The organism is Pseudomonas sp. 1928-m (genome assembly GCF_029269135.1).
In the GTDB taxonomy this organism is placed as follows: domain Bacteria; phylum Pseudomonadota; class Gammaproteobacteria; order Pseudomonadales; family Pseudomonadaceae; genus Aquipseudomonas.
Map to the genome: position 1 here is coordinate 23,115 of NZ_JARIXO010000001.1, position 18,692 is coordinate 41,806.

Consider the following 18,692-nt stretch of genomic DNA (forward strand, 5'->3'; position numbering starts at 1 on the left):
TACGGATTAATTATTTATGTCTCTGATTGCGGACTACGGCCTCGTATTGCTGCTGCTTGCCTGTCTCTTCGGCTTTTTCATGGCCTGGGGCGTAGGCGCCAATGACGTGGCCAACGCCATGGGCACCTCGGTGGGCTCACGCGCACTGACCATCAAACAGGCGATCCTGATCGCCATGGTCTTCGAGTTTGCCGGCGCCTACCTGGCCGGTGGCCAAGTCACCGAAACCATCAAGAGCGGCATCGTCGATGCGTCGATGATCACCCCGGACCTGATGGTCCTGGGCATGATGTCGGCGCTGCTGGCAGCCGGCACCTGGCTGCTAGTAGCTTCTACCAAGGGCTGGCCGGTTTCCACCACCCACTCCATCGTCGGCGCGGTCATCGGCTTTGCGGCCGTCGGCGTGTCCATGGACGCGGTGCACTGGGGCGGCGTTGGCCCCATCGTGGCCAGCTGGGTAGTCTCCCCGGTGCTGTCCGGCATCGTCGCCTTCGGTCTGTTTGTCAGCGTACAGAAGCTGATCATCGACACCGACAACCCGTTCCAAAACGCCAAGCGCTTTGTACCGCTGTATATGTTTGCCACCGGTTTTATGGTCAGCGTCATGACCCTGACCAAGGGCCTCAAGCATATCGGCCTGAACCTCTCCAGCTCGGAAGGTTTCTTCCTTTCTCTGGGCGTCGGCGGCCTGATCATGCTGCTGGGTATCGTCCTGCTTAGCCGGATCAAGATCGACGTCGAAGCGGACAAGGATTTCCACTACGCCAGCGTGGAGAAGGTCTTCGCCGTGCTGATGATCTTCACCGCCTGCGCCATGGCCTTTGCCCACGGCTCCAACGACGTGGCCAACGCCGTCGGCCCACTGGCAGCGATTGTCGGAGTGATCCAGTCCGGCGGCGAAGCCGTCGGCGCCAAAGCCGCCCTGCCTGCCTGGGTGCTGCTGCTCGGCGCCGTGGGTATCGTCATCGGTCTGGCCACCTACGGCTACAAGGTGATCGCCACCATCGGCAAGGAAATCACCGAGCTGACCCCAAGCCGTGGTTTTGCCGCTGAACTGGCCACCGCCACCACTGTGGTTGGCGCTTCGGCCATCGGCCTGCCGGTGTCCACCACCCACACCCTGGTCGGTGCGGTACTCGGTGTCGGCCTGGCGCGCGGTATCGGCGCGCTGAACCTGGGCGTGATCGGCAAGATCTTTATGTCCTGGCTGATCACCCTGCCCGTGGGTGCTGCGCTGTCGATTTTCTTCTTCTATATCCTGCGCGGCGTTTTCCTCTAAACACCCGTAGCGGTTTTATCTGCGCAAGCGATGGCCCTATGATGGGCCTCGCTTGCGGAGATGACCGATGCCCCTGCCTTCCTTCAAAGAACAGTTCGCCGCCCTGATCGCCGCCCCGTCGGTGAGCTGCACTCAGGCGCATTGGGACCAGTCCAACCGCGCGGTGATCGAACTGCTGTCGAGCTGGCTCGGCGACCTCGGTTTCGCCTGCGATGTGCAGCAAGTCGCCCCCGGCAAATTCAACCTGCTCGCCAGCTATGGCAGCGGCCCAGGCGGCCTGGTGCTGGCAGGACACAGCGACACCGTGCCCTTTGACGCAGCGCTGTGGCAGACCGACCCGCTCAAGCTCAGCGAAGTCGATGGCCGCTGGGTGGGCCTCGGCAGTTGCGATATGAAGGGCTTTTTCGCCCTGATCATCGAAGCCGTACAACCCTTGCTGGAGCAGCGTTTCCAGCAGCCGCTGCTGATTCTCGCCACCTGCGATGAAGAAAGCTCGATGTCCGGCGCACGCGCCCTGGCGCAAGCCGGACGGCCGCTGGGCCGCGCGGCAGTGATTGGCGAGCCGACTGGCCTCAAGCCCATCCGCCTGCACAAGGGCATCATGATGGAGCGCATCGATATTCTCGGGCAAAGCGGCCATTCCTCCGACCCGAGCCTCGGCCACAGCGCCCTGGAAGCCATGCAGGACGTGATGTTTGAGCTGCGCGGCCTGCGTGCGCAGTGGCAGCGTGAGTACAACAATCCTCAATTCAGCGTGCCCAAACCGACCCTGAATTTTGGCTGCATCCATGGCGGCGACAACCCCAACCGCATCTGCGGCCAATGCTCGCTGGAATTCGACCTGCGCCCGTTGCCGGGCATGCAGCCGGAAACCCTGCGCGCAGCGATCCGCCAGAAGCTGCAGCCGCTGGCCGAGCAGCATCAGGTGCAGATCGATTACGCCCCTCTGTTCCCCAGCGTGCCGCCCTTCGAGCAGAACGCCGACAGTGAGCTGGTGCGCATTGCCGAACGTCTGACCGGGCATACGGCCGCCGCAGTGGCATTTGCCACCGAAGCGCCTTATCTTCAGCAGCTTGGCTGCGAAACCCTGGTGCTCGGCCCCGGCGATATCGACTGCGCCCACCAACCGGGGGAGTACCTGGAAATGTCACGTTTGCAGCCTACTGTGCGTCTGCTGCAACAGCTGATCCAGCATTACTGCCTACAAGCCAAACAACCTGAGTCATCCGGAGGAGAGAACGCGTGAAGCTGCCCCAACTGCGACGATAAAACCGCTGCTCTCGGCTGCCGCCTGGCGCAACTCTGCGCCGTTCCCATGCGTTCCGTCTTCGACACAGGTTCTTCAAACAATGCACGATCACGTCAACTGGCTCCGCCACGCTTCGCCCTATATCAATGCCCATCGTGACTGCACCTTTGTGGTGATGCTGCCGGGCGAGGGCGTTGCCCACCCGAATTTCGGCAATATCGTCCACGACCTGGTGCTGCTGCACAGCCTCGGCGTGCGCCTGGTGCTGGTGCATGGCTCGCGCCCGCAGATCGAGGCGCGCCTGGCCAGCAACGGCCTGACCCCGCGCTTTCACCGCGACCTGCGGATCACCGACAGCCCGACCCTGGAGTGCGTGATCGACGCCGTCGGCCAGCTGCGTATCGCCATCGAAGCGCGCCTGTCGATGGACATGGCGCGCTCGCCGATGCAGGGCTCGCGCCTGCGCATCACCAGCGGCAACTTTGTCACCGCGCGGCCGATTGGCGTGGTCGATGGCGTCGACTATCACCACACCGGCGAAGTGCGGCGCATCGACCGCAAGGGCATCAACCGTCAGCTGGATGAGCGCAGCATCGTGCTGCTGTCGCCGCTGGGTTATTCGCCCACCGGGGAGATTTTCAACCTAGCCTGCGAAGACGTCGCCACCCGCGCCGCCATCGACCTGGACGCCGACAAGCTACTGCTGTTCGGCGCCGAATGCGGCCTGCTCGACGAAGCCGGCAAGCTGGTGCGCGAACTGCGCCCACAACAGGTACCGGCGCACTTGCAGCGCCTGGGCAGCAGCTACCAGGGCGAACTGCTCGACGCCGCCGCCGAGGCCTGCAAGGCCGGGGTACGTCGCAGCCATATCGTCAGTTATGCGGAAGATGGGGCGCTGCTTAGCGAACTGTTCACTCGCACCGGCAACGGCACCCTGGTGGCCCAGGAGCAGTTCGAATCGCTGCGCGAAGCGACCATCGAGGATGTCGGCGGGCTGATGGAGCTGATCACCCCGCTGGAAGACCAGGGCATTCTGGTGCGCCGCTCGCGTGAGGTGCTGGAGCGCGAGATCGAGCAGTTCAGCATTGTTGAACGTGAAGGGCTGATCATCGCCTGCGCCGCGCTGTACCAGATTGCCGACTCGGATTTCGGTGAGCTGGCGTGCCTGGCGGTGAACCCGGCCTACCGGCATGGCGGCCGTGGTGATGAGCTGCTCGAACGCATCGAAGAACGCGCGCGCGCCCAAGGCCTGAAAACCCTATTCGTGCTCACCACGCGCACCGCCCACTGGTTCCGCGAACGCGGCTTTATGCCCAGCAGCGTCGACCGCCTGCCGGCCGCCCGCGCCTCGCTGTACAACTACCAGCGCAACTCGCAGGTGTTTGAAAAGGCGCTGTGAATCCAGCGGTACATAACCATTGTGCCAACCCACCCGTAGCCCGGATAAGCCCTAGCGCAATCCGGGAAACATAACGCCGCCAAAACCATGCCCCGGACTGCGCTGCGCTTGTCCGGGCTACTCCTCATCAGCGGGTGCTTTACTGGCTGCGTTTCGGTAGATGGGGCGGCAGATACAAACCCAGATAAGCATCAAACACGCGCATGCCTTCCTCGGCCATACGCGGGGTGATTTCGCCGTGCAGCTGCACCGAGCGCGCATACACCCTGTCGCCCAGCTCCATGGCCAGGGCGAATACATCGACATCATCCGGCAGTTGCGGCAGCGGGAAGTGGCGGTCGAACAACTGCTGCATTAGCTGGCCCAGCTCGATGTCGTGCTGCCTATCCGCCTGGGTCACTTCCGCCAGGCCATGCTGCGCCAGGATTAACTGCCGTGCGGCGGCATCAGCGGCATAGATCGCCAGCATGCGCTGCTCGACCAACTGCGACAGATCGCGCCAGTCACGCAGCTGCGTATGCTCAATCGGCTCCTGCAGGCAGGCGCGAAACGCACTGTGGATATCCGCCGTCAGCCCTTCCAGCAAAGCCGGCACGCTGGCGAAGAAGTGATAGACCGAAGACGGTGGAATCTGCGCGCGCTCAGCCACGCTGTAGATCGACAGACTGGCTACGCCTTGCTCGGCGAGCAATTCACGGGCAGCTGCCAGAATACCGGCAATGCGGCTTTGGCTACTGGCGCGGGGTTTGCGAGCAACAGGCGGACGTGACATGGCGAGACTCGGAGCAAGGAAATAGGGCGGATGACATTTCGCCGCCTACCCTACACCGAACCCGTAGCCCGGATAAAATCCGGGAAGGGTTTTACTGGCACTAAATGCTGCGGATTGCACCCGGGCTACCAGGAACGTAGGGTGGATGACGCTTTTTTCATCCACCAATGCACTGGTGGATGGGTGAAGCGTCATCCACCCTACAAGCCCGCGTTAACCACGCGCGCCGCGCACTCCTTCAGCCAGCGCCGCACACAGGCTCAGCACGCCATCCACCGCCTGCTCGTCGCTTGTTGCGTTGGCAATCTGGTCGATCAGCGCCGAGCCGACTACCACGCCTTCGGCCAGACGGGCGATAGTCGCGGCATGCTCCGGGGTGCGGATACCGAAGCCGATGCACAGCGGCAGATCGGTGTGGCGACGCAGACGGACAACCGCCTGCTCGACATGATCCAGGGTGGCCGAGCCAGCACCGGTCACACCGGCCACCGAGACGTAGTAGACGAAGCCGGAGCTGCCGTTAAGCACTTTGGGCAGACGCTTGTCGTCGGTGGTCGGGGTGGTCAGGCGGATAAAGTCCAGGCCCGCGACCTGCGCCGGGTCGCAGAGGTCGACGTTATGCTCTGGCGGCAGATCGACGACGATCAGGCCATCGACGCCAGAGGCCTTGGCCTCGGCAATAAAGCGCTCGACGCCGTACTTGTGGATCGGGTTGAAGTAACCCATCAGCACCAACGGCGTGGCCTGCTCACCTTCACGGAACTCACGGACCATCTGCAGGGTTTTCGCCAGGTCCTGACCGCCGTCCAGAGCGCGAATGTTCGCCAATTGGATCGCCGGGCCATCGGCCATCGGATCGGTAAACGGCATGCCCAGCTCGATCACATCGGCGCCAGCCGCCGGCAGGCCCTTGAGGATGGCCAGGGAGGCGTCATAGTTCGGGTCGCCAGCGGTGACGAAGGTCACCAGGGCGGCGCGGTTCTGCTGTTTCAGTTCGGCAAAGCGGGTTTGCAGGCGGCTCATCAGTGTTTCTCCTGCGAAGTGTTTTCCATGTGGTGCATAACGGTCTGCATATCCTTGTCGCCACGGCCGGACAGGTTGATCACCATCAGGTGCTCCTTGGGCAGGGTTGGCGCGCGCTTAAAGGCTTCGGCCAGGGCATGGGCACTTTCCAGGGCTGGGATAATGCCCTCCTGACGGCAGCAGGTGTGGAAGGCGGCCAGGGCTTCGTCGTCGGTTACCGAGGTGTATTCAACCCGGCCAACGTCGTGCAACCAGGCGTGCTCAGGGCCGATGCCGGGGTAATCCAGGCCGGCGGAAATCGAGTGGGCGTCGATGATCTGGCCGTCGTCGTTCTGCAGCAGGAAGGTGCGGTTGCCGTGCAGCACGCCCGGTACACCGCCGTTGAGGCTGGCGGCGTGCTTGCCGGTTTCGATGCCGTAGCCGGCCGCTTCAACGCCGACGATTTGCACATCCTTGTCATCAAGGAAGGGGTGGAACAGGCCGATGGCGTTGGAGCCGCCGCCGATGCAGGCCACCAGGCTGTCGGGCAGACGGCCTTCCTGGGCGAGGATCTGCTCGCGGGTTTCCTTGCCGATCACCGCCTGGAAGTCGCGCACCATCGCCGGGTACGGGTGCGGACCGGCCACGGTGCCGATCATGTAGAAGGTGTTGTGCACGTTGGTCACCCAGTCGCGCAGCGCTTCGTTCATCGCATCCTTGAGCGTGCCGGTGCCGGCGACCACCGGAATTACGGTGGCGCCCAGCAGCTTCATGCGGAACACGTTGGCCTGCTGGCGATCGATGTCGGTGGTGCCCATAAAGATCACGCATTCCATGCCGAAACGCGCCGCAACAGTGGCTGTAGCCACGCCATGCATGCCGGCACCGGTCTCGGCGATGATGCGTTTCTTGCCCATGCGCTTGGCCAGCAGGGCCTGGCCGATGCAGTTGTTGATCTTGTGCGCACCGGTGTGGTTGAGCTCTTCACGCTTGAAGTAGATCTTCGCGCCGCCGCACATCTCGGTCAGGCGCTCGGCGAAATACAGCGGGCTCGGCCGGCCGACGAAATCGCGCTGAAAGTAGGCCAGTTCTTTCTGGAACTCGGGGTCGAGCTTGGCCTTCTCGTACTCGTCGGCCAGGTCGTGGATCAGCGGCATCAGGGTTTCGGCAACATATTGGCCACCGAACGAGCCGAACAGGCCGTTGGCGTCAGGGCCAGTGCGCAAGGAAGTCATGGCGTTCTCCACAGCAAGATAAAAAGGGTAGGAGCGGGCCATGCCCGCGAATCGCGCCCATGGGGCGCTCCTACAGCAATGAGCACAGGATAAAGCTGTGGCACGCCCGGCAAAAGCGATAAGATCGCCGCAACCTGTCAGGAAAAATCACAGATGAGCCAGGACCTTCCACCGCTTAACGCTCTGCGCGCCTTCGAAGCGGCCGCGCGGCTGAACAGCATCAGCCAGGCCGCCAATGAACTGCACGTCACCCATGGCGCGGTCAGTCGGCAGGTGCGTGCCCTGGAGGAACACCTGGGTGTGGCGCTGTTCAGCAAGGAAGGTCGCGGCCTTAAACTCACAGATTCGGGCATTCGCTTGCGCGATGTCAGCGCCGATCTATTCAGCCGCCTGCGCAGCACCTGCGCCGAGCTGCAACAGGGCAAGGCCGATGCGCCCTTCGTTCTGGCCTGTCCGGGTAGCCTGCTGGCACGCTGGTTTATCCCGCGCCTGGACCGGCTCAACCGCGAGCTGCCGGAACTGCGCCTGCAGTTGTCCGCCAGCGAAGGCGAGCTGGACCCGCGCCGCAGCGGCGTGGACGCCACCCTGTGGTTCGCCGAACCGCCCTGGCCGGCGGATATGCAGGTCTATGAATTAACTGTGGAGCGCATCGGCCCGGTGCTTAGCCCGCGTTATGCGCAGTTCGCCGAATTGCATCAGGCCCCTGCCGCCGCGCTGCTCGGTGAACCCTTGCTGCATACCAGCTCGCGCCCGCAGGCCTGGCCCAGTTGGGCCAGCAGCAATGCCTTGGATGCCAGCGCGCTAAAGCTCGGCCAGGGCTTTGAGCATCTGTATTACCTGCTGGAAGCCGCTGCCGCTGGCCTGGGTGTGGCCATTGCACCGCAACAACTGGTGGCCGACGATCTGGCCGCCGGTCGCCTGGTCGCGCCCTGGGGCTTTGTCGAAACCTCGGCTCGCCTGGCCCTGTGGGTGCCGGCACGCCGCCTGGACAAGCGCGCCGAGCAATTGGCCAAGTGGCTGCACCACGAGCTGGAAGGCTAAGCGACTGAGCGGGCAGAACTGCGGCGACTCAACTAGCGTTGAATCATCAACCTGTGGAGAACGCCCATGTCTGATCATCACACCTACAAGAAAATCGAAATCGTCGGCTCCTCGAAAGTCAGCATCGAAGATGCCATCGAAAATGCCCTGGCCGAATGCGCCAAGTCGGTACGCAACCTCGACTGGTTCGAGGTGGTGGAAACCCGCGGGCATATCGTTGATGGCAAGGTCGGCCATTATCAGGTCACCCTGAAAATCGGTTTCCGCCTGAGCAGTAGCTGACCCACACCACGGGCCGTCGCTTGCGCACGGCCCGGTTATCGCCGCTGGACCACCTGCCCCTTGGAATCTGCAGAACAAGCCCCACTATCTAACTCAGGTATTGGCGCTTTGTTGCGCCCGAACAAGCGGATAACCAACAGGTAGGCTCGATGAGCGCACTCGCACAGAGCAAGTTTTCCACCCTCGATCTCGCCCCGGTGCGTGACGACGGCAACGCCGCCCAGGCCCTGCATAACTCCCTGGCGCTGGCGCAGCATGTCGAGCGCCTGGGGTTTGAGCGCTTCTGGGTGGCCGAACACCACAATATGGATGGCATCGCCAGCTCGGCCACCGCCGTGCTGCTGGGTTATCTGGCCGCCGGTACGTCGAAGATTCGCCTGGGCTCTGGCGGAGTGATGCTGCCCAACCATGCGCCGCTGGTGATTGCCGAGCAGTTCGGCACCCTGGCCACGCTCTATCCCGGCCGTATCGAGCTGGGTCTGGGCCGCGCACCGGGTGCCGATCACTTCACCGCCCAGGCGCTGCGCCGCGACCGGATTGGCAACGCCGATGACTTCCCCGCAGATGTCGAAGAACTGCAACGCTACCTCGGCCCGCGCACGCCGGATCAGCGGGTGATCGCCATGCCTGGCACTGACACCAATGTGCCGATCTGGCTGCTCGGCTCCAGCCTGTTCAGCGCCCAACTGGCGGGCGAAAAGGGCCTGCCCTACGCCTTCGCCTCACACTTCGCGCCGCGCTATATGCATGAAGCGATTCGCGTCTACCGCAATCACTTCAAGCCCTCGGCAGTGCTCGACAAACCCTACGTGATGCTCGGCGTACCACTGATTGCCGCCGACAGCGATGAACAGGCCGACTACCTGGCCACCTCGGCCTACCAGCGCATCCTCGCGCTGATTCGCGGCCAGAGCCTGGTGCAGAAACCGCCCGTTACCAGCATGCAGGGCCTGTGGTTGCCGCATGAGAAAGAGGCGGTGAGCAGCTTCCTCGGCATGGCGATGATCGGCGGCCCGGACAAAGTCCGCGCGCGTCTGGAGCTGTTGCTGGAACAGACCGGCGCCGATGAGCTGATCTTCACCTGCGACCTGTATGACTTTGCCGACCGTCTGCATGCGTTCGAGCTGGTCACGCAACTGCGTTAACCGACTGCCGGGACTTATTTTTCGAACTTGTGCCGCCCCAGCCTGCTCTCAACCTTGTAACCCACGCACTGGAGTACTCGGATGAAGAAGACAGCCTCAGCTCATTGGCAGGGTGGCATCAAGGACGGCAAAGGTACGATCTCGACCCAGAGCGGCGCCCTGGCAAACGCGCCCTATGGTTTCAATACCCGCTTCGAAGGGCAGCCGGGCACCAACCCGGAAGAACTGCTCGGCGCCGCCCACGCCGGTTGTTTCTCCATGGCCCTGTCCAAGGAACTTGGCGAAGCCGGGATGACTGCCGAGAGCATTGAAACCAGCGCCGAAGTGACTCTCGATAAACAAGATGGCGGCTTTGCCATCACCGCCGTGCACCTGACGCTCAAGGCACGCATCCCCGGCGCCGACCGTGCGGCCTTCGAGAAGGCCGTGGCAATTGCCAAGAACGGCTGCCCGGTGTCCAAGGTGCTGAACGCCGAGATCACCCTGGAAGCGGTGCTCGATAGCAGCCTCTAATTCAGAACCTGCTCACGATCTAGCGAGCTAGAGCACTGCAAGGCGCTACGTTAGTAACAGCCTCCGGCTGGTCAAAACAGGCGAGGAAGCGGACTGGGCTCGCACACGAGTGTACTGTTGTACATGAGCATTACTCGTTTCACTCGCCCCTTCGGGGGCGCGCTGAAGCGCGTTAGCCGTAAGCGGCTTCCGAGCCTGTTTTTAACGCAGCAGGGCCGACGCGCAGCAGATCGTGGGCAGGTTCTTAGAAGGTGCCGCAGCGCAGTACCTTACCCCGCGCCAGCACATTGCGCTGCTCATCGTAGAGCCAGGCCTGCGCCTTCATTAGCAAGGGCCTGGCTTCCAGCCGGTAGCGCTGGCCGGCGACAAAGTTGTCATGCCGCACGCGAATTTCGCAGGTCACCTGGCGGGGCTCATAGGCGCCATCCAGGCCACCGCCGCTGTTCACTTCAAACTGAAAGCTTGCCAGCAACTCATGGGCCCCGGCGGGCACCTGAAAGTAGCGGCCATCGCTCAAACGCTGACCATCGAGCCGATCCGCCATCAGCAGCGTGCCGCCGCTACTGCGCAGCTCAACCCAAGCCTGGTTTGGGTCAGGCGCTGGTACGGGTGATGCGCAGGCACTGAGCACCAGCACAGCACCCAGCAAAGCCAGAGAACGCATGGGAACCTCCACAAATCACAACAACCCTTAGCCTACGCCGATCCCGTGCTGGAGGCAGCAGCGCTGATGCGCTAGCGTGGCAGCCTGTTTACTCACGGGGACTGATCCATGTTCGACGCCCTGCTCTGGCGCTGGGTTCCACTGGCCGCTGCGCTGCTGCTGAGCGGTTGCAGCACCCTGGACTACTACAGCCATCTGGCTGGCGGGCATCTGCAACTGCTGCAGGCGCGCGAGCCGATTGCCGAGCTGCTGGAGAACCCGGCGGCCGACCCTGAACTCAAGCAGCGCCTGGCCCTGGCTCAGCAGGCACGGGATTTCGCCAGCGCCCAGCTGGCCCTGCCCGACAACGGCAGCTACCGCCTGTATGCCAATATTCAGCGGCCCTTTGTGGTGTGGAATGTGTTCGCCACCCCGGAGTTTTCCCTGTCGCCTGAGCTGCACTGCTTTCCGATTGCGGGCTGCGTGGCTTATCGCGGCTTCTACAGCCAAGATCGGGCGCGGGGCGCTGCGGCACTGCTCAAGCAGCAAAGCCTGGATACCTATCTGGGCGGCGTCGAGGCCTATTCCACCCTCGGCTGGTTCGATGACCCGATTCTCAACACCATGCTGCGCTGGAGTGACGAGCGCCTGGTGGCGGTGATCTTCCACGAACTGGCGCACCAGCAGCTGTATGTGGCGGACGACACCGCGTTCAATGAGTCTTTCGCCAGCTTTGTCGAACGCGAAGGCCTGCGCCAATGGCGCGCCAAGCAGGGCCTGCAGCCCAACGACCCGCAAGGCGAACAGCAGCGTGAGCAATTTATTGCCCTGGTGCTGGCCAGCCGGGCGCGGCTGCAGCAGCTCTACGCCAGCGACCTGCCGCCCACGCAGATGCGCAGTCGCAAGCAGGCCGAGATCGCCCGCCTGCGCGCCGAATACCATGCGCTAAGCGCGCGCGAGTGGGGCGACAACGGACGTTACGACGACTGGATCAACGCGCCGATAAACAACGCCAAGCTGCTGCCGTTTGGCCTCTATGATCAATGGGTGTCGGCCTTCGCCGCGCTATTCGAGCAGGTTGAGCGCGACTGGCCACGCTTCTATCAGCGTGTCGCCGCCTTGGGCAAACTGCCCGAGGTAGAACGGCATCAGGCACTGGCCGACTTATCTTCAGGCTCTTAGAACTTACGTACCTAAAAACCACTCCAACCCCTGTAGTTTCTGTTCACGCAAAAGGAGCGATGCAATGAACAAATTCACCCTGGCCGTGCTGCTTGGTCTACTTAGCACCAGCGTATTGGCCGCACCCAAGCCCTGCGAAGAGCTGCGCGCGGAGATTGAAGTGAAAATCCAGGCCGCCGGCGTTGCCAGCTACACCCTGGAAATCGTGCCCAACGCAGAAGCCCAGGATCCCAATATGGTGGTCGGCAGCTGCGACGGCGGCACCAAGAAGATCATCTATCAGAAAAATGGCTGACTCGCGGATGGGTGACGTCTGCGGCTAACCCATACGGTCTGTAAAAGACCGGAATGCAGCCCGGATAAGCGCAGCATCATCCGGGGTGCCGTGATCCCGGATTGCGCCAAGGCTTATCCGGGCTACAGGGGGTTCGTAAAAGCGCTGGGAACGCCGCCCATCACCGATTTAGCCCACAAACGCCTGGTGCAACTCGGCCAGGCTGTGGAAGTGATAGGTCGGCGCCTCGGCCTGCAACTCAGCAAAGCTGCCAAAGCCATAACCCACCGCTGCCGCATCCAGGCCATTGCGCCTGGCGCCGATCAGGTCGTGCTTGCGATCACCGATCATCAGCGTCGCCTCTGGCGCAAGCTGTTCCTTTTCCAGCAGATGAGCGATCAGCTCGACCTTGTCGGTGCGCGTGCCATCCAGCTCGCTGCCGTAGATCACCTTGAAGTGCCGGGCAAAGCCGAAATACCGGGCAATCTGCTCGGCAAACACCGTCGGCTTGCTGGTGGCGATATACAGCGTGCGCTGCTGGTTCTGCAGCAGCTGCAACAGCTCACCCACACCGTCGAACAGCTGATTCTCATACAGCCCCACTTCACGAAAACGCTCGCGATAATGATTCACCGCCTGCCAGGCCGTGGCCTCGTCGAACTGGTAGGTCTGCATAAAACACTGCAAAAGCGGCGGGCCGATAAAGTGCTCAAGCGCCTGCAGGTCAGGCTCATCAATGCCCAATTTGGCCAGCGCATGCTGCACCGAACGGGTAATCCCCTCACGCGGGTCGGTGAGGGTGCCATCGAGGTCAAACAGGATGGTCGAGTAATGCAAAGCCGCTTGAGTCATCAGCTGCCGTAACCTTCCATCAGGTGCTGATCCTTCAGCCGTACATAGTTGTCGGCGCTGTAACGGAAGTAGCTACGCTCCTTCTCGCTCAGCTCGCGAGCTTGTTTGGCCGGGCTGCCGACGTACAGATAGCCACTTTGCAGATGGCTACCCGGCGGCACCAGGCTGCCGGCGCCAAGCATCACTTCGTCATCGATCACCACGCCATCCATGATGATGCTGCCCATGCCGATCAGTACCCGGTTGCCAATGTTGCAGCCGTGCAGGGTGACGTTATGGCCGATGGTCACATCGTCGCCGATATTCAGCGGGTAGCCGCGCGGGTTGAAGGGCCCGGCGTGGGTAATGTGCAGCACGCTGCCATCCTGAATGCTGCTGCGCTCGCCAATGCGGATGCTGTGCATGTCGCCACGGATCACCACCAGCGGCCAGACCGAGCTGTCCGCGCCGATTTCCACATCGCCGAGCACCACGGCTGAGGCATCGACAAAGGCCCGTGAACCGAGCAATGGGGTGAACTGTTGGTAAGTACGAATCGCCACGATAGAAACCTCTTAGGCTGCGTCTGGCCTTGATTGTAATTAAGATGGCACCCATGTTCAGGATATGCGCGCTGTTTTGTCGATGGCGGTATCCACTCAAGCCTGCCCCTGGGAGCCTTTTGCGCCCGCCGGGGTCACAGCTGCAAACCCATTTCGTTACAGGTGACCTGTCGTGACTGCCAACAATCCACTGCTGCAAGCCTTCGATCTGCCGTCCTATGCCGCCATCCGTCCGGAGCATGTCGAGCCGGCGGTGGACAGCATTCTTGCCGACAACCGCGCGGCCATGAGCCGGCTACTGGAGCAACAGTCTGGCACACCGAGCTGGGATGGCCTGGTGCTCGCGCTGGATGAGCTGGGCGCACGCCTGGGTCAGGCCTGGAGCCCGGTCAGCCACCTGAATGCCGTGTGTAACAGCCCCGAGCTGCGCGCCGCCTACGAGGCCTGCCTGCCGAAGCTGTCCGAGTACTGGACCGAAATCGGCCAGAATCAGCCGCTGTTCCAGGCCTATCAGGCGCTGGCCGAAAGTCCCGCAGCCGCAGGTTTCGACGTGGCGCAGAAGACCATTCTCGAACACGCCCTGCGCGACTTCCGCCTGTCCGGCATCGACCTGCCAGCCGAGCAGCAGAAGCGCTACGGCGAAATCCAGATGAAGCTCTCCGAGCTGGCCAGCAAGTTCTCCAACCAATTGCTCGATGCCACCCAGGCCTGGACCAAGCACGTCACCGACGAGGCCGCGCTGGATGGCCTGACCGACTCGGCCAAGGCGCAAATGAAGCAGGCTGCCGAAGCCAAGGGCCTGGACGGCTGGCTGATCAGCCTGGAATTCCCCAGCTACTTCGCGGTGATGACCTACGCCAACGACCGCGCCCTGCGCGAAGAGCTGTATGCCGCCTACTGCACCCGCGCCTCCGATCAAGGGCCGAATGCCGGGAAAAACGACAATGGCCCGGTGATGCTGGAAATCCTCGCCCTGCGTCAGGAGCTGGCCAAACTACTGGGCTTCGGCAACTACGCCGAGCTGAGCCTGGCCAGCAAGATGGCCGAGACCACCGATCAGGTGCTGCACTTCCTGCGAGACCTCGGCACACGCGGCAAACCCTTTGCCGAGCAGGACCTGCGCGAGCTGCAAGCCTTCGCCGCCGAACAGGGCTGCAACGATCTGCAAAGCTGGGATGTGGGCTACTACAGCGAGAAACTGCGCGAGCAGCGCTACAGCATTTCCCAGGAAATCCTCCGCGCCTACTTCCCCATCGACAAGGTGCTCAGCGGCCTGTTCGCCATCGTCGAAAAGCTTTACGGCATCCAGATCGAGGAATTGAGCGGCTTCGACAGCTGGCACTCTGATGTGCGCCTGTTCGAAATCAAGGAGAACGGCGCGCACGTCGGGCGCTTCTTCTTCGACCTCTACGCCCGCGCCAACAAGCGCGGCGGCGCCTGGATGGATGGCGCGCGTGACAAGCGTCGTTCAGCCCAGGGTGAACTGATCAGCCCGGTGGCCAACCTAGTGTGCAACTTCACTCCAGCCGTCGGCGGCAAGCCAGCGCTGCTGACCCACGATGAAGTCACCACCCTGTTCCACGAATTTGGCCACGGCCTGCATCACCTGCTGACCCGCGTCGAACATGCCGGCGCGTCCGGCATCAACGGCGTGGCCTGGGATGCGGTCGAGCTGCCAAGCCAGTTTATGGAGAACTGGTGCTGGGAGCCGGAGGGCCTGGCGCTGATCTCCGGCCATTTTGAGACCGGCGAGCCGCTGCCGCAGGACCTGCTGGACAAGATGCTGGCGGCGAAGAACTTCCAGTCCGGGCTGATGATGGTGCGGCAGATCGAGTTCAGCCTGTTCGACTTCGAACTGCACGCCACCCACGGCGACGGCCGAAGCGTGCTCGACGTACTCGAAGGCATCCGCCAGGAAGTCTCGGTGCTGCGCCCGCCGGCCTACAACCGCTTCCCCAACAGCTTCGCGCATATCTTCGCCGGCGGTTACGCGGCCGGTTATTACAGCTACAAGTGGGCCGAAGTGCTGAGCGCCGATGCCTTCTCCAAGTTTGAGGAAGAAGGCGTATTCAACAGTTCCACCGGCCGCGCCTTCCGTGAGGCGATCCTGGCCCGTGGCGGTTCGCAGGAACCGATGGTGCTGTTTGTCGACTTCCGTGGCCGCCCGCCCTCCATCGACGCCCTGCTGCGCCACCTCGGTCTGAGCCAGGAGGCCGCATGACAGATGCACCTGTAAATATCAGCGCAAAACGCTTTATCGCCGGGGCGGTGTGCCCGGCGTGCAGCGAAATGGACAAGATCCAGATGTGGAATGTCGACAACGTGCCGCACCGCGAATGCGTCGCCTGCGGCTACGCCGACACCCTGGATGAACGCGGTAACTCGGTGCCGCGCGAGCTGCCCACGCGGGTCAATATCAGCGCGCTAAAACCCAAGGTCGCCGACCCCAAGGTGCAAGTTGTGCAGTTCTTCCCCAATCCAAAGCTGAAAAAATAGCGAGTGGCCGCCAGGGATGTCAGGTCATAAAGCCGCTACGCCAGCTCAAGGCGTAGCGCTTTCGCCCTGCTGCTGATGCCGATCAAGCAGACGTTGGTAATCGCCACTGGCACGCAATTGCGCCAAGCCCTGATTGAACTGCGCAATGATCACCGCCGCCTGCGGATGGCTGCGCGGCACGATCAGGTGCAAGGTACTGCTGCTGATCGCACTGTTGGAGCGGCGAAAGCGTTCGCTAGGCACTCCGGTCAATTGCAGCGCGGTTTCACCCAGGCGCCGATCGGAGATAAAGAAATCATCGCGATCCATCAATAGCAGGCGTGCGCACTCATTCAGCCCGGTCGGGGAGTGCCGGTTTAACTGCCCATCATCAAGCAACTGCTGAATGATCGGCGGTGGCTGCCAACCGAGTGGATAGCACAGGCGGCGGCCCTGCATACTCGATACATCGTCGACCTCGATCACCTCACCAGCACGGCTGAAAATATGCTGTTCGGCGATAAACAGCGGCTCCGAGTAGAGAAATACCTCTTCGCGCTGTGGGGTGCGTACGTAAGGGAAAGTCGCGTCGTACTGCCCGCGCAGGGTTTTCAGGTAGCCGCGGTTCCATGGCTGCCAATCCAGGCTGCTGTCGATACTGCTGCGCTGCAATGCCGCGCGCACCACCTGCGTCAGCATGCCACCTGCAGGCAGCGCCCTACCGGTAAAGGGCGCGTAGTCATCGCCAGTAACCAGACGCAACGGCGCCGCCAGGGCGCTGGTGCAGAGCGCTAGGCTTAAGAACAGACAGATAAGTGTTCGTGCAGGCATCAACCTGACCTTAGCGCGGGACGCGCAACGCAGAGCAGCAGTGATCCTGACTCCAGTGTAGGCGGCACTATGCGCATAACTAGTCAAATAACCCTAGCTGGCCATTGGTCGCGGTGGGGGCATGTACCTGTGCGGCTGCATATGTTGTGGCCAACCGCTCAGCCAACCCCGCTGCCCGTTCCGCGCGGGTGGCCACGGCTTCACCGAGGCGGGCGGGTAGGGCCCAGATTTCCACCTTGTGTTTGGCGCGGGTGATGCCGGTGTAGAACAGGCTGCGACTGAGCAGTGGGCTGGGTTGTTCGGGCAGCACCAGCAGCACTTCGGCGAATTCCGAGCCCTGGCTTTTATGTACGGTCATGGCGAAGGCGCTGTCGTGGCTGGGCAAGCGCGCCGGGGCGAAGGGGCGGTAGCCTTCTTCACCCTCAAAAAACACTCGCAGGCCGTACTCAGTGTGTAGGCAGAGGCCGATATCGCCATTGAACAGACCCAAGGCGTAGTCGTTCTGCCGCACCATAATCGGCCGACCAACGTACCAGCGCTCGCGGCTGGCAACATGACTGCGGCGCTTGATCCGTGCCTCCAAGGCCTCGTTGATCCCGGCCACGCCCCAGGCACCTTCACGCTGGGCGCAAAGCGCGCGGAAGGTATTGAACGCGGCGAAAGCCGCTGCAGGGTCGGCGCTTTTGGCGGCGTTGATATAGGGCGCATAGCCTTGATCCAGACGCTCCAGCAGCTCGTTGGGCGTTGGTTGGGCCGTCCAATCCAAATCGCTGCGGTCTTCCTTGAGCAGGTTGAGGGTACCGCTGACATCGCCACCGTTGATCCGGCGCGCCAGCTCGCCGATGCCGCTGTCGCCGGCAAAGCGGTGGCTATGAGTCAGTAGCACCACGGCGTCGCCGAGCTGTGAACTGGGCTCGCTGACCGGCACCTGCTGGCCGGTGATGCGTTGTAGCTCGCTGGCGGCCTGGGCATCGAAACCACGGCCCTCGCAGAGTTCGGCGAATACAGCACCGGCTTCCACGGCGCACAGCTGGTCCTTGTCGCCGAGCAGAATCAGCCGCGCAGTGGGCGGCAGGGCATCGAGCAGCTTGGCCATCAGCGCCAGGTCGACCATCGAGGCTTCGTCCACCACCAGCACATCCAGCGCCAGCGGGTTGGCCGCGTGATGGCGCACCTGCGGGCTGTCGCCCCGGCTGCCGAGCAGGCGGTGCAAGGTGCGCGCCTCATCGGGCAGCGCGGCTTTGATCGCCTCGCTGACCGGCAATTCGGCTTTGGCATTACGAATGGCCTCAGCCATCCGTGCCGCCGCCTTGCCGGTGGGTGCGGCCAGGCCAATGGCCAAGTGCTCGCAACCGGGCTGCTCTAATAACGCGGCGAGCAGACGCACCACAGTGGTGGTTTTGCCGGTGCCGGGGCCGCCGGAGATCACTGCCAGCTTACGCCGCACCGCCTGAGCGGCGGCCAGGCGCTGCCAGTCGGGTTGCTGCTGGTTAAAGGCAAACAACCGGGTCAGGCTTTCACTGAGCTGGGCCTCATCCACTTCGGGCAGGTCGGCGGCACGTTGCAGCAACTGCTCGGCCAACTGGCGCTCATAGGCTTGATAACGCGCCAGATAGAGGCGGCCGTGCACAAGAATCAGTGGGGTGAAATCACCGTCGCCACCCACCAGGCTTGAGGCCTCAAGCTGAGCCTGCCATTCAGCCAACGCCGGCACGTTAAACGCGTGCTCGGGCCAGGGCCGCTGCCCGGCCAATCGCGCCAGTGGCAGGCAGACATCGCCCTTATCCAGGGCCGTGCAGAGCAGCGCCGCCGAGGCCAGCACCACGGGTGAGGCCGCCGGATCAAGGCGCTGCAAGCTGTCGACCAGCGCGCGTTCCAATGGGCCAAGGGGTAGATCAGACAGCATGGCGATACCCCTGTAGGAGCGGGCCATGCCCGCGATGTTTTTGCGCCGCCACATTTTCGCGGGCATGGCC

The 18,692-nt window shown here is 62.8% G+C and carries 19 protein-coding genes; 11 read left to right on the top strand and 8 right to left on the bottom strand.

Annotated elements, in window-relative coordinates:
• The first annotated feature begins 16 nt into the window (after nucleotides 1-16).
• From P3C18_RS00120 to argA, 3 genes are all read left to right on the top strand, one after another.
• A complete protein-coding gene (locus tag P3C18_RS00120; RefSeq protein WP_275959860.1) occupies nucleotides 17-1,279 on the top strand; it encodes an inorganic phosphate transporter in 1,263 nt (420 codons plus the stop codon).
• Nucleotides 1,280-1,346: 67 nt separating this feature from the next.
• On the top strand, nucleotides 1,347-2,525 hold the full coding sequence (gene argE / locus P3C18_RS00125) for an acetylornithine deacetylase (protein WP_275959861.1): 1,179 nt from the start codon (nucleotides 1,347-1,349) through the stop codon (nucleotides 2,523-2,525).
• Between the two features lie 103 nt (nucleotides 2,526-2,628).
• The gene (gene argA, locus P3C18_RS00130; protein WP_275959862.1) at nucleotides 2,629-3,927 is read left to right on the top strand and encodes an amino-acid N-acetyltransferase; all 1,299 of its coding nucleotides are present in this window, start codon (nucleotides 2,629-2,631) and stop codon (nucleotides 3,925-3,927) included.
• A 139-nt stretch (nucleotides 3,928-4,066) separates the two neighbouring features.
• Here the strand turns inward: argA and P3C18_RS00135 are convergent, their stop codons facing one another.
• The 3 genes from P3C18_RS00135 to trpB all read right to left on the bottom strand — a co-directional run bounded on the left by P3C18_RS00135 (nucleotide 4,067) and on the right by trpB (nucleotide 6,936).
• The gene (locus tag P3C18_RS00135; RefSeq protein WP_275959863.1) at nucleotides 4,067-4,699 is read right to left on the bottom strand and encodes a TetR/AcrR family transcriptional regulator; all 633 of its coding nucleotides are present in this window, start codon (nucleotides 4,697-4,699) and stop codon (nucleotides 4,067-4,069) included.
• A 213-nt stretch (nucleotides 4,700-4,912) separates the two neighbouring features.
• On the bottom strand, nucleotides 4,913-5,722 hold the full coding sequence (gene trpA / locus P3C18_RS00140) for a tryptophan synthase subunit alpha (RefSeq protein ID WP_275959864.1): 810 nt from the start codon (nucleotides 5,720-5,722) through the stop codon (nucleotides 4,913-4,915).
• The gene (gene trpB / locus P3C18_RS00145; protein ID WP_275959865.1) at nucleotides 5,722-6,936 is read right to left on the bottom strand and encodes a tryptophan synthase subunit beta; all 1,215 of its coding nucleotides are present in this window, start codon (nucleotides 6,934-6,936) and stop codon (nucleotides 5,722-5,724) included. Before trpB ends, trpA begins: the two co-directional genes overlap by 1 nt.
• 153 nt (nucleotides 6,937-7,089) lie before the next feature.
• Between trpB and P3C18_RS00150 the strand changes: the two genes are divergently transcribed.
• From P3C18_RS00150 to P3C18_RS00165, 4 genes are all read left to right on the top strand, one after another.
• Complete coding sequence (locus P3C18_RS00150) at nucleotides 7,090-7,977, top strand: LysR family transcriptional regulator (RefSeq protein WP_275959866.1); 888 nt, start codon at nucleotides 7,090-7,092, stop codon at nucleotides 7,975-7,977.
• Nucleotides 7,978-8,043: 66 nt separating this feature from the next.
• Nucleotides 8,044-8,259: a dodecin gene (locus tag P3C18_RS00155; protein WP_275959867.1), complete on the top strand. Its 216-nt coding sequence runs from the start codon at nucleotides 8,044-8,046 to the stop codon at nucleotides 8,257-8,259.
• A 149-nt stretch (nucleotides 8,260-8,408) separates the two neighbouring features.
• A complete protein-coding gene (locus P3C18_RS00160) occupies nucleotides 8,409-9,404 on the top strand; it encodes an LLM class flavin-dependent oxidoreductase (protein ID WP_275959868.1) in 996 nt (331 codons plus the stop codon).
• Nucleotides 9,405-9,485: 81 nt separating this feature from the next.
• Nucleotides 9,486-9,917, top strand: a complete 432-nt coding sequence (locus P3C18_RS00165) for an OsmC family protein (protein WP_275959869.1) — start codon at nucleotides 9,486-9,488, stop codon at nucleotides 9,915-9,917.
• Nucleotides 9,918-10,161: 244 nt separating this feature from the next.
• Here the strand turns inward: P3C18_RS00165 and P3C18_RS00170 are convergent, their stop codons facing one another.
• Nucleotides 10,162-10,581, bottom strand: a complete 420-nt coding sequence (locus P3C18_RS00170; protein ID WP_275959870.1) for a hypothetical protein — start codon at nucleotides 10,579-10,581, stop codon at nucleotides 10,162-10,164.
• Between the two features lie 108 nt (nucleotides 10,582-10,689).
• Between P3C18_RS00170 and P3C18_RS00175 the strand changes: the two genes are divergently transcribed.
• Together P3C18_RS00175 and P3C18_RS00180 are read left to right on the top strand one after the other, a co-directional pair.
• Complete coding sequence (locus P3C18_RS00175) at nucleotides 10,690-11,742, top strand: aminopeptidase (RefSeq protein ID WP_275959872.1); 1,053 nt, start codon at nucleotides 10,690-10,692, stop codon at nucleotides 11,740-11,742.
• 64 nt (nucleotides 11,743-11,806) lie between these two features.
• Nucleotides 11,807-12,037 (top strand): DUF1161 domain-containing protein, encoded by a 231-nt coding sequence (locus P3C18_RS00180; RefSeq protein ID WP_275959874.1) that lies wholly within the window; start codon nucleotides 11,807-11,809, stop codon nucleotides 12,035-12,037.
• A 168-nt stretch (nucleotides 12,038-12,205) separates the two neighbouring features.
• Here the strand turns inward: P3C18_RS00180 and P3C18_RS00185 are convergent, their stop codons facing one another.
• Both P3C18_RS00185 and P3C18_RS00190 read right to left on the bottom strand, forming a co-directional pair.
• On the bottom strand, nucleotides 12,206-12,853 hold the full coding sequence (locus tag P3C18_RS00185) for an HAD family hydrolase (protein WP_275961550.1): 648 nt from the start codon (nucleotides 12,851-12,853) through the stop codon (nucleotides 12,206-12,208).
• 14 nt (nucleotides 12,854-12,867) lie between these two features.
• Nucleotides 12,868-13,410 carry a gamma carbonic anhydrase family protein gene (locus tag P3C18_RS00190; protein WP_275959875.1) on the bottom strand — a complete coding sequence of 181 codons (543 nt, stop codon included), beginning with the start codon at nucleotides 13,408-13,410 and terminating at the stop codon, nucleotides 12,868-12,870.
• Between the two features lie 172 nt (nucleotides 13,411-13,582).
• Here P3C18_RS00190 and prlC point away from each other — a divergent pair, with 172 nt between their 5' ends.
• Nucleotides 13,583-15,631 carry an oligopeptidase A gene (gene prlC, locus P3C18_RS00195; RefSeq protein ID WP_275959876.1) on the top strand — a complete coding sequence of 683 codons (2,049 nt, stop codon included), beginning with the start codon at nucleotides 13,583-13,585 and terminating at the stop codon, nucleotides 15,629-15,631.
• Nucleotides 15,628-15,906, top strand: a complete 279-nt coding sequence (locus tag P3C18_RS00200; RefSeq protein WP_275959877.1) for a YheV family putative zinc ribbon protein — start codon at nucleotides 15,628-15,630, stop codon at nucleotides 15,904-15,906. The genes prlC and P3C18_RS00200 overlap by 4 nt, the downstream gene beginning before the upstream one ends.
• 45 nt (nucleotides 15,907-15,951) lie before the next feature.
• Here P3C18_RS00200 and P3C18_RS00205 read toward each other — a convergent pair whose 3' ends face one another.
• Both P3C18_RS00205 and recD read right to left on the bottom strand, forming a co-directional pair.
• Nucleotides 15,952-16,716: a transporter substrate-binding domain-containing protein gene (locus tag P3C18_RS00205; protein WP_275959878.1), complete on the bottom strand. Its 765-nt coding sequence runs from the start codon at nucleotides 16,714-16,716 to the stop codon at nucleotides 15,952-15,954.
• Nucleotides 16,717-16,795: 79 nt separating this feature from the next.
• Nucleotides 16,796-18,622 (bottom strand): exodeoxyribonuclease V subunit alpha, encoded by a 1,827-nt coding sequence (gene recD, locus P3C18_RS00210; protein ID WP_275961551.1) that lies wholly within the window; start codon nucleotides 18,620-18,622, stop codon nucleotides 16,796-16,798.
• Between the last annotated feature and the right edge of the window lie 70 nt (nucleotides 18,623-18,692).

Coding starts and splice junctions, on each gene's coding strand:
- P3C18_RS00120 (WP_275959860.1), top strand. CDS start 17: ATGTCTCTGATTGCGGACTACGGCCTCGTATTGCTGCTGCTTGCCTGT.
- argE (WP_275959861.1), top strand. CDS start 1,347: ATGCCCCTGCCTTCCTTCAAAGAACAGTTCGCCGCCCTGATCGCCGCC.
- argA (WP_275959862.1), top strand. CDS start 2,629: ATGCACGATCACGTCAACTGGCTCCGCCACGCTTCGCCCTATATCAAT.
- P3C18_RS00135 (WP_275959863.1), bottom strand. CDS start 4,699: ATGTCACGTCCGCCTGTTGCTCGCAAACCCCGCGCCAGTAGCCAAAGC.
- trpA (WP_275959864.1), bottom strand. CDS start 5,722: ATGAGCCGCCTGCAAACCCGCTTTGCCGAACTGAAACAGCAGAACCGC.
- trpB (WP_275959865.1), bottom strand. CDS start 6,936: ATGACTTCCTTGCGCACTGGCCCTGACGCCAACGGCCTGTTCGGCTCG.
- P3C18_RS00150 (WP_275959866.1), top strand. CDS start 7,090: ATGAGCCAGGACCTTCCACCGCTTAACGCTCTGCGCGCCTTCGAAGCG.
- P3C18_RS00155 (WP_275959867.1), top strand. CDS start 8,044: ATGTCTGATCATCACACCTACAAGAAAATCGAAATCGTCGGCTCCTCG.
- P3C18_RS00160 (WP_275959868.1), top strand. CDS start 8,409: ATGAGCGCACTCGCACAGAGCAAGTTTTCCACCCTCGATCTCGCCCCG.
- P3C18_RS00165 (WP_275959869.1), top strand. CDS start 9,486: ATGAAGAAGACAGCCTCAGCTCATTGGCAGGGTGGCATCAAGGACGGC.
- P3C18_RS00170 (WP_275959870.1), bottom strand. CDS start 10,581: ATGCGTTCTCTGGCTTTGCTGGGTGCTGTGCTGGTGCTCAGTGCCTGC.
- P3C18_RS00175 (WP_275959872.1), top strand. CDS start 10,690: ATGTTCGACGCCCTGCTCTGGCGCTGGGTTCCACTGGCCGCTGCGCTG.
- P3C18_RS00180 (WP_275959874.1), top strand. CDS start 11,807: ATGAACAAATTCACCCTGGCCGTGCTGCTTGGTCTACTTAGCACCAGC.
- P3C18_RS00200 (WP_275959877.1), top strand. CDS start 15,628: ATGACAGATGCACCTGTAAATATCAGCGCAAAACGCTTTATCGCCGGG.
- P3C18_RS00205 (WP_275959878.1), bottom strand. CDS start 16,716: ATGCCTGCACGAACACTTATCTGTCTGTTCTTAAGCCTAGCGCTCTGC.
- recD (WP_275961551.1), bottom strand. CDS start 18,622: ATGCTGTCTGATCTACCCCTTGGCCCATTGGAACGCGCGCTGGTCGAC.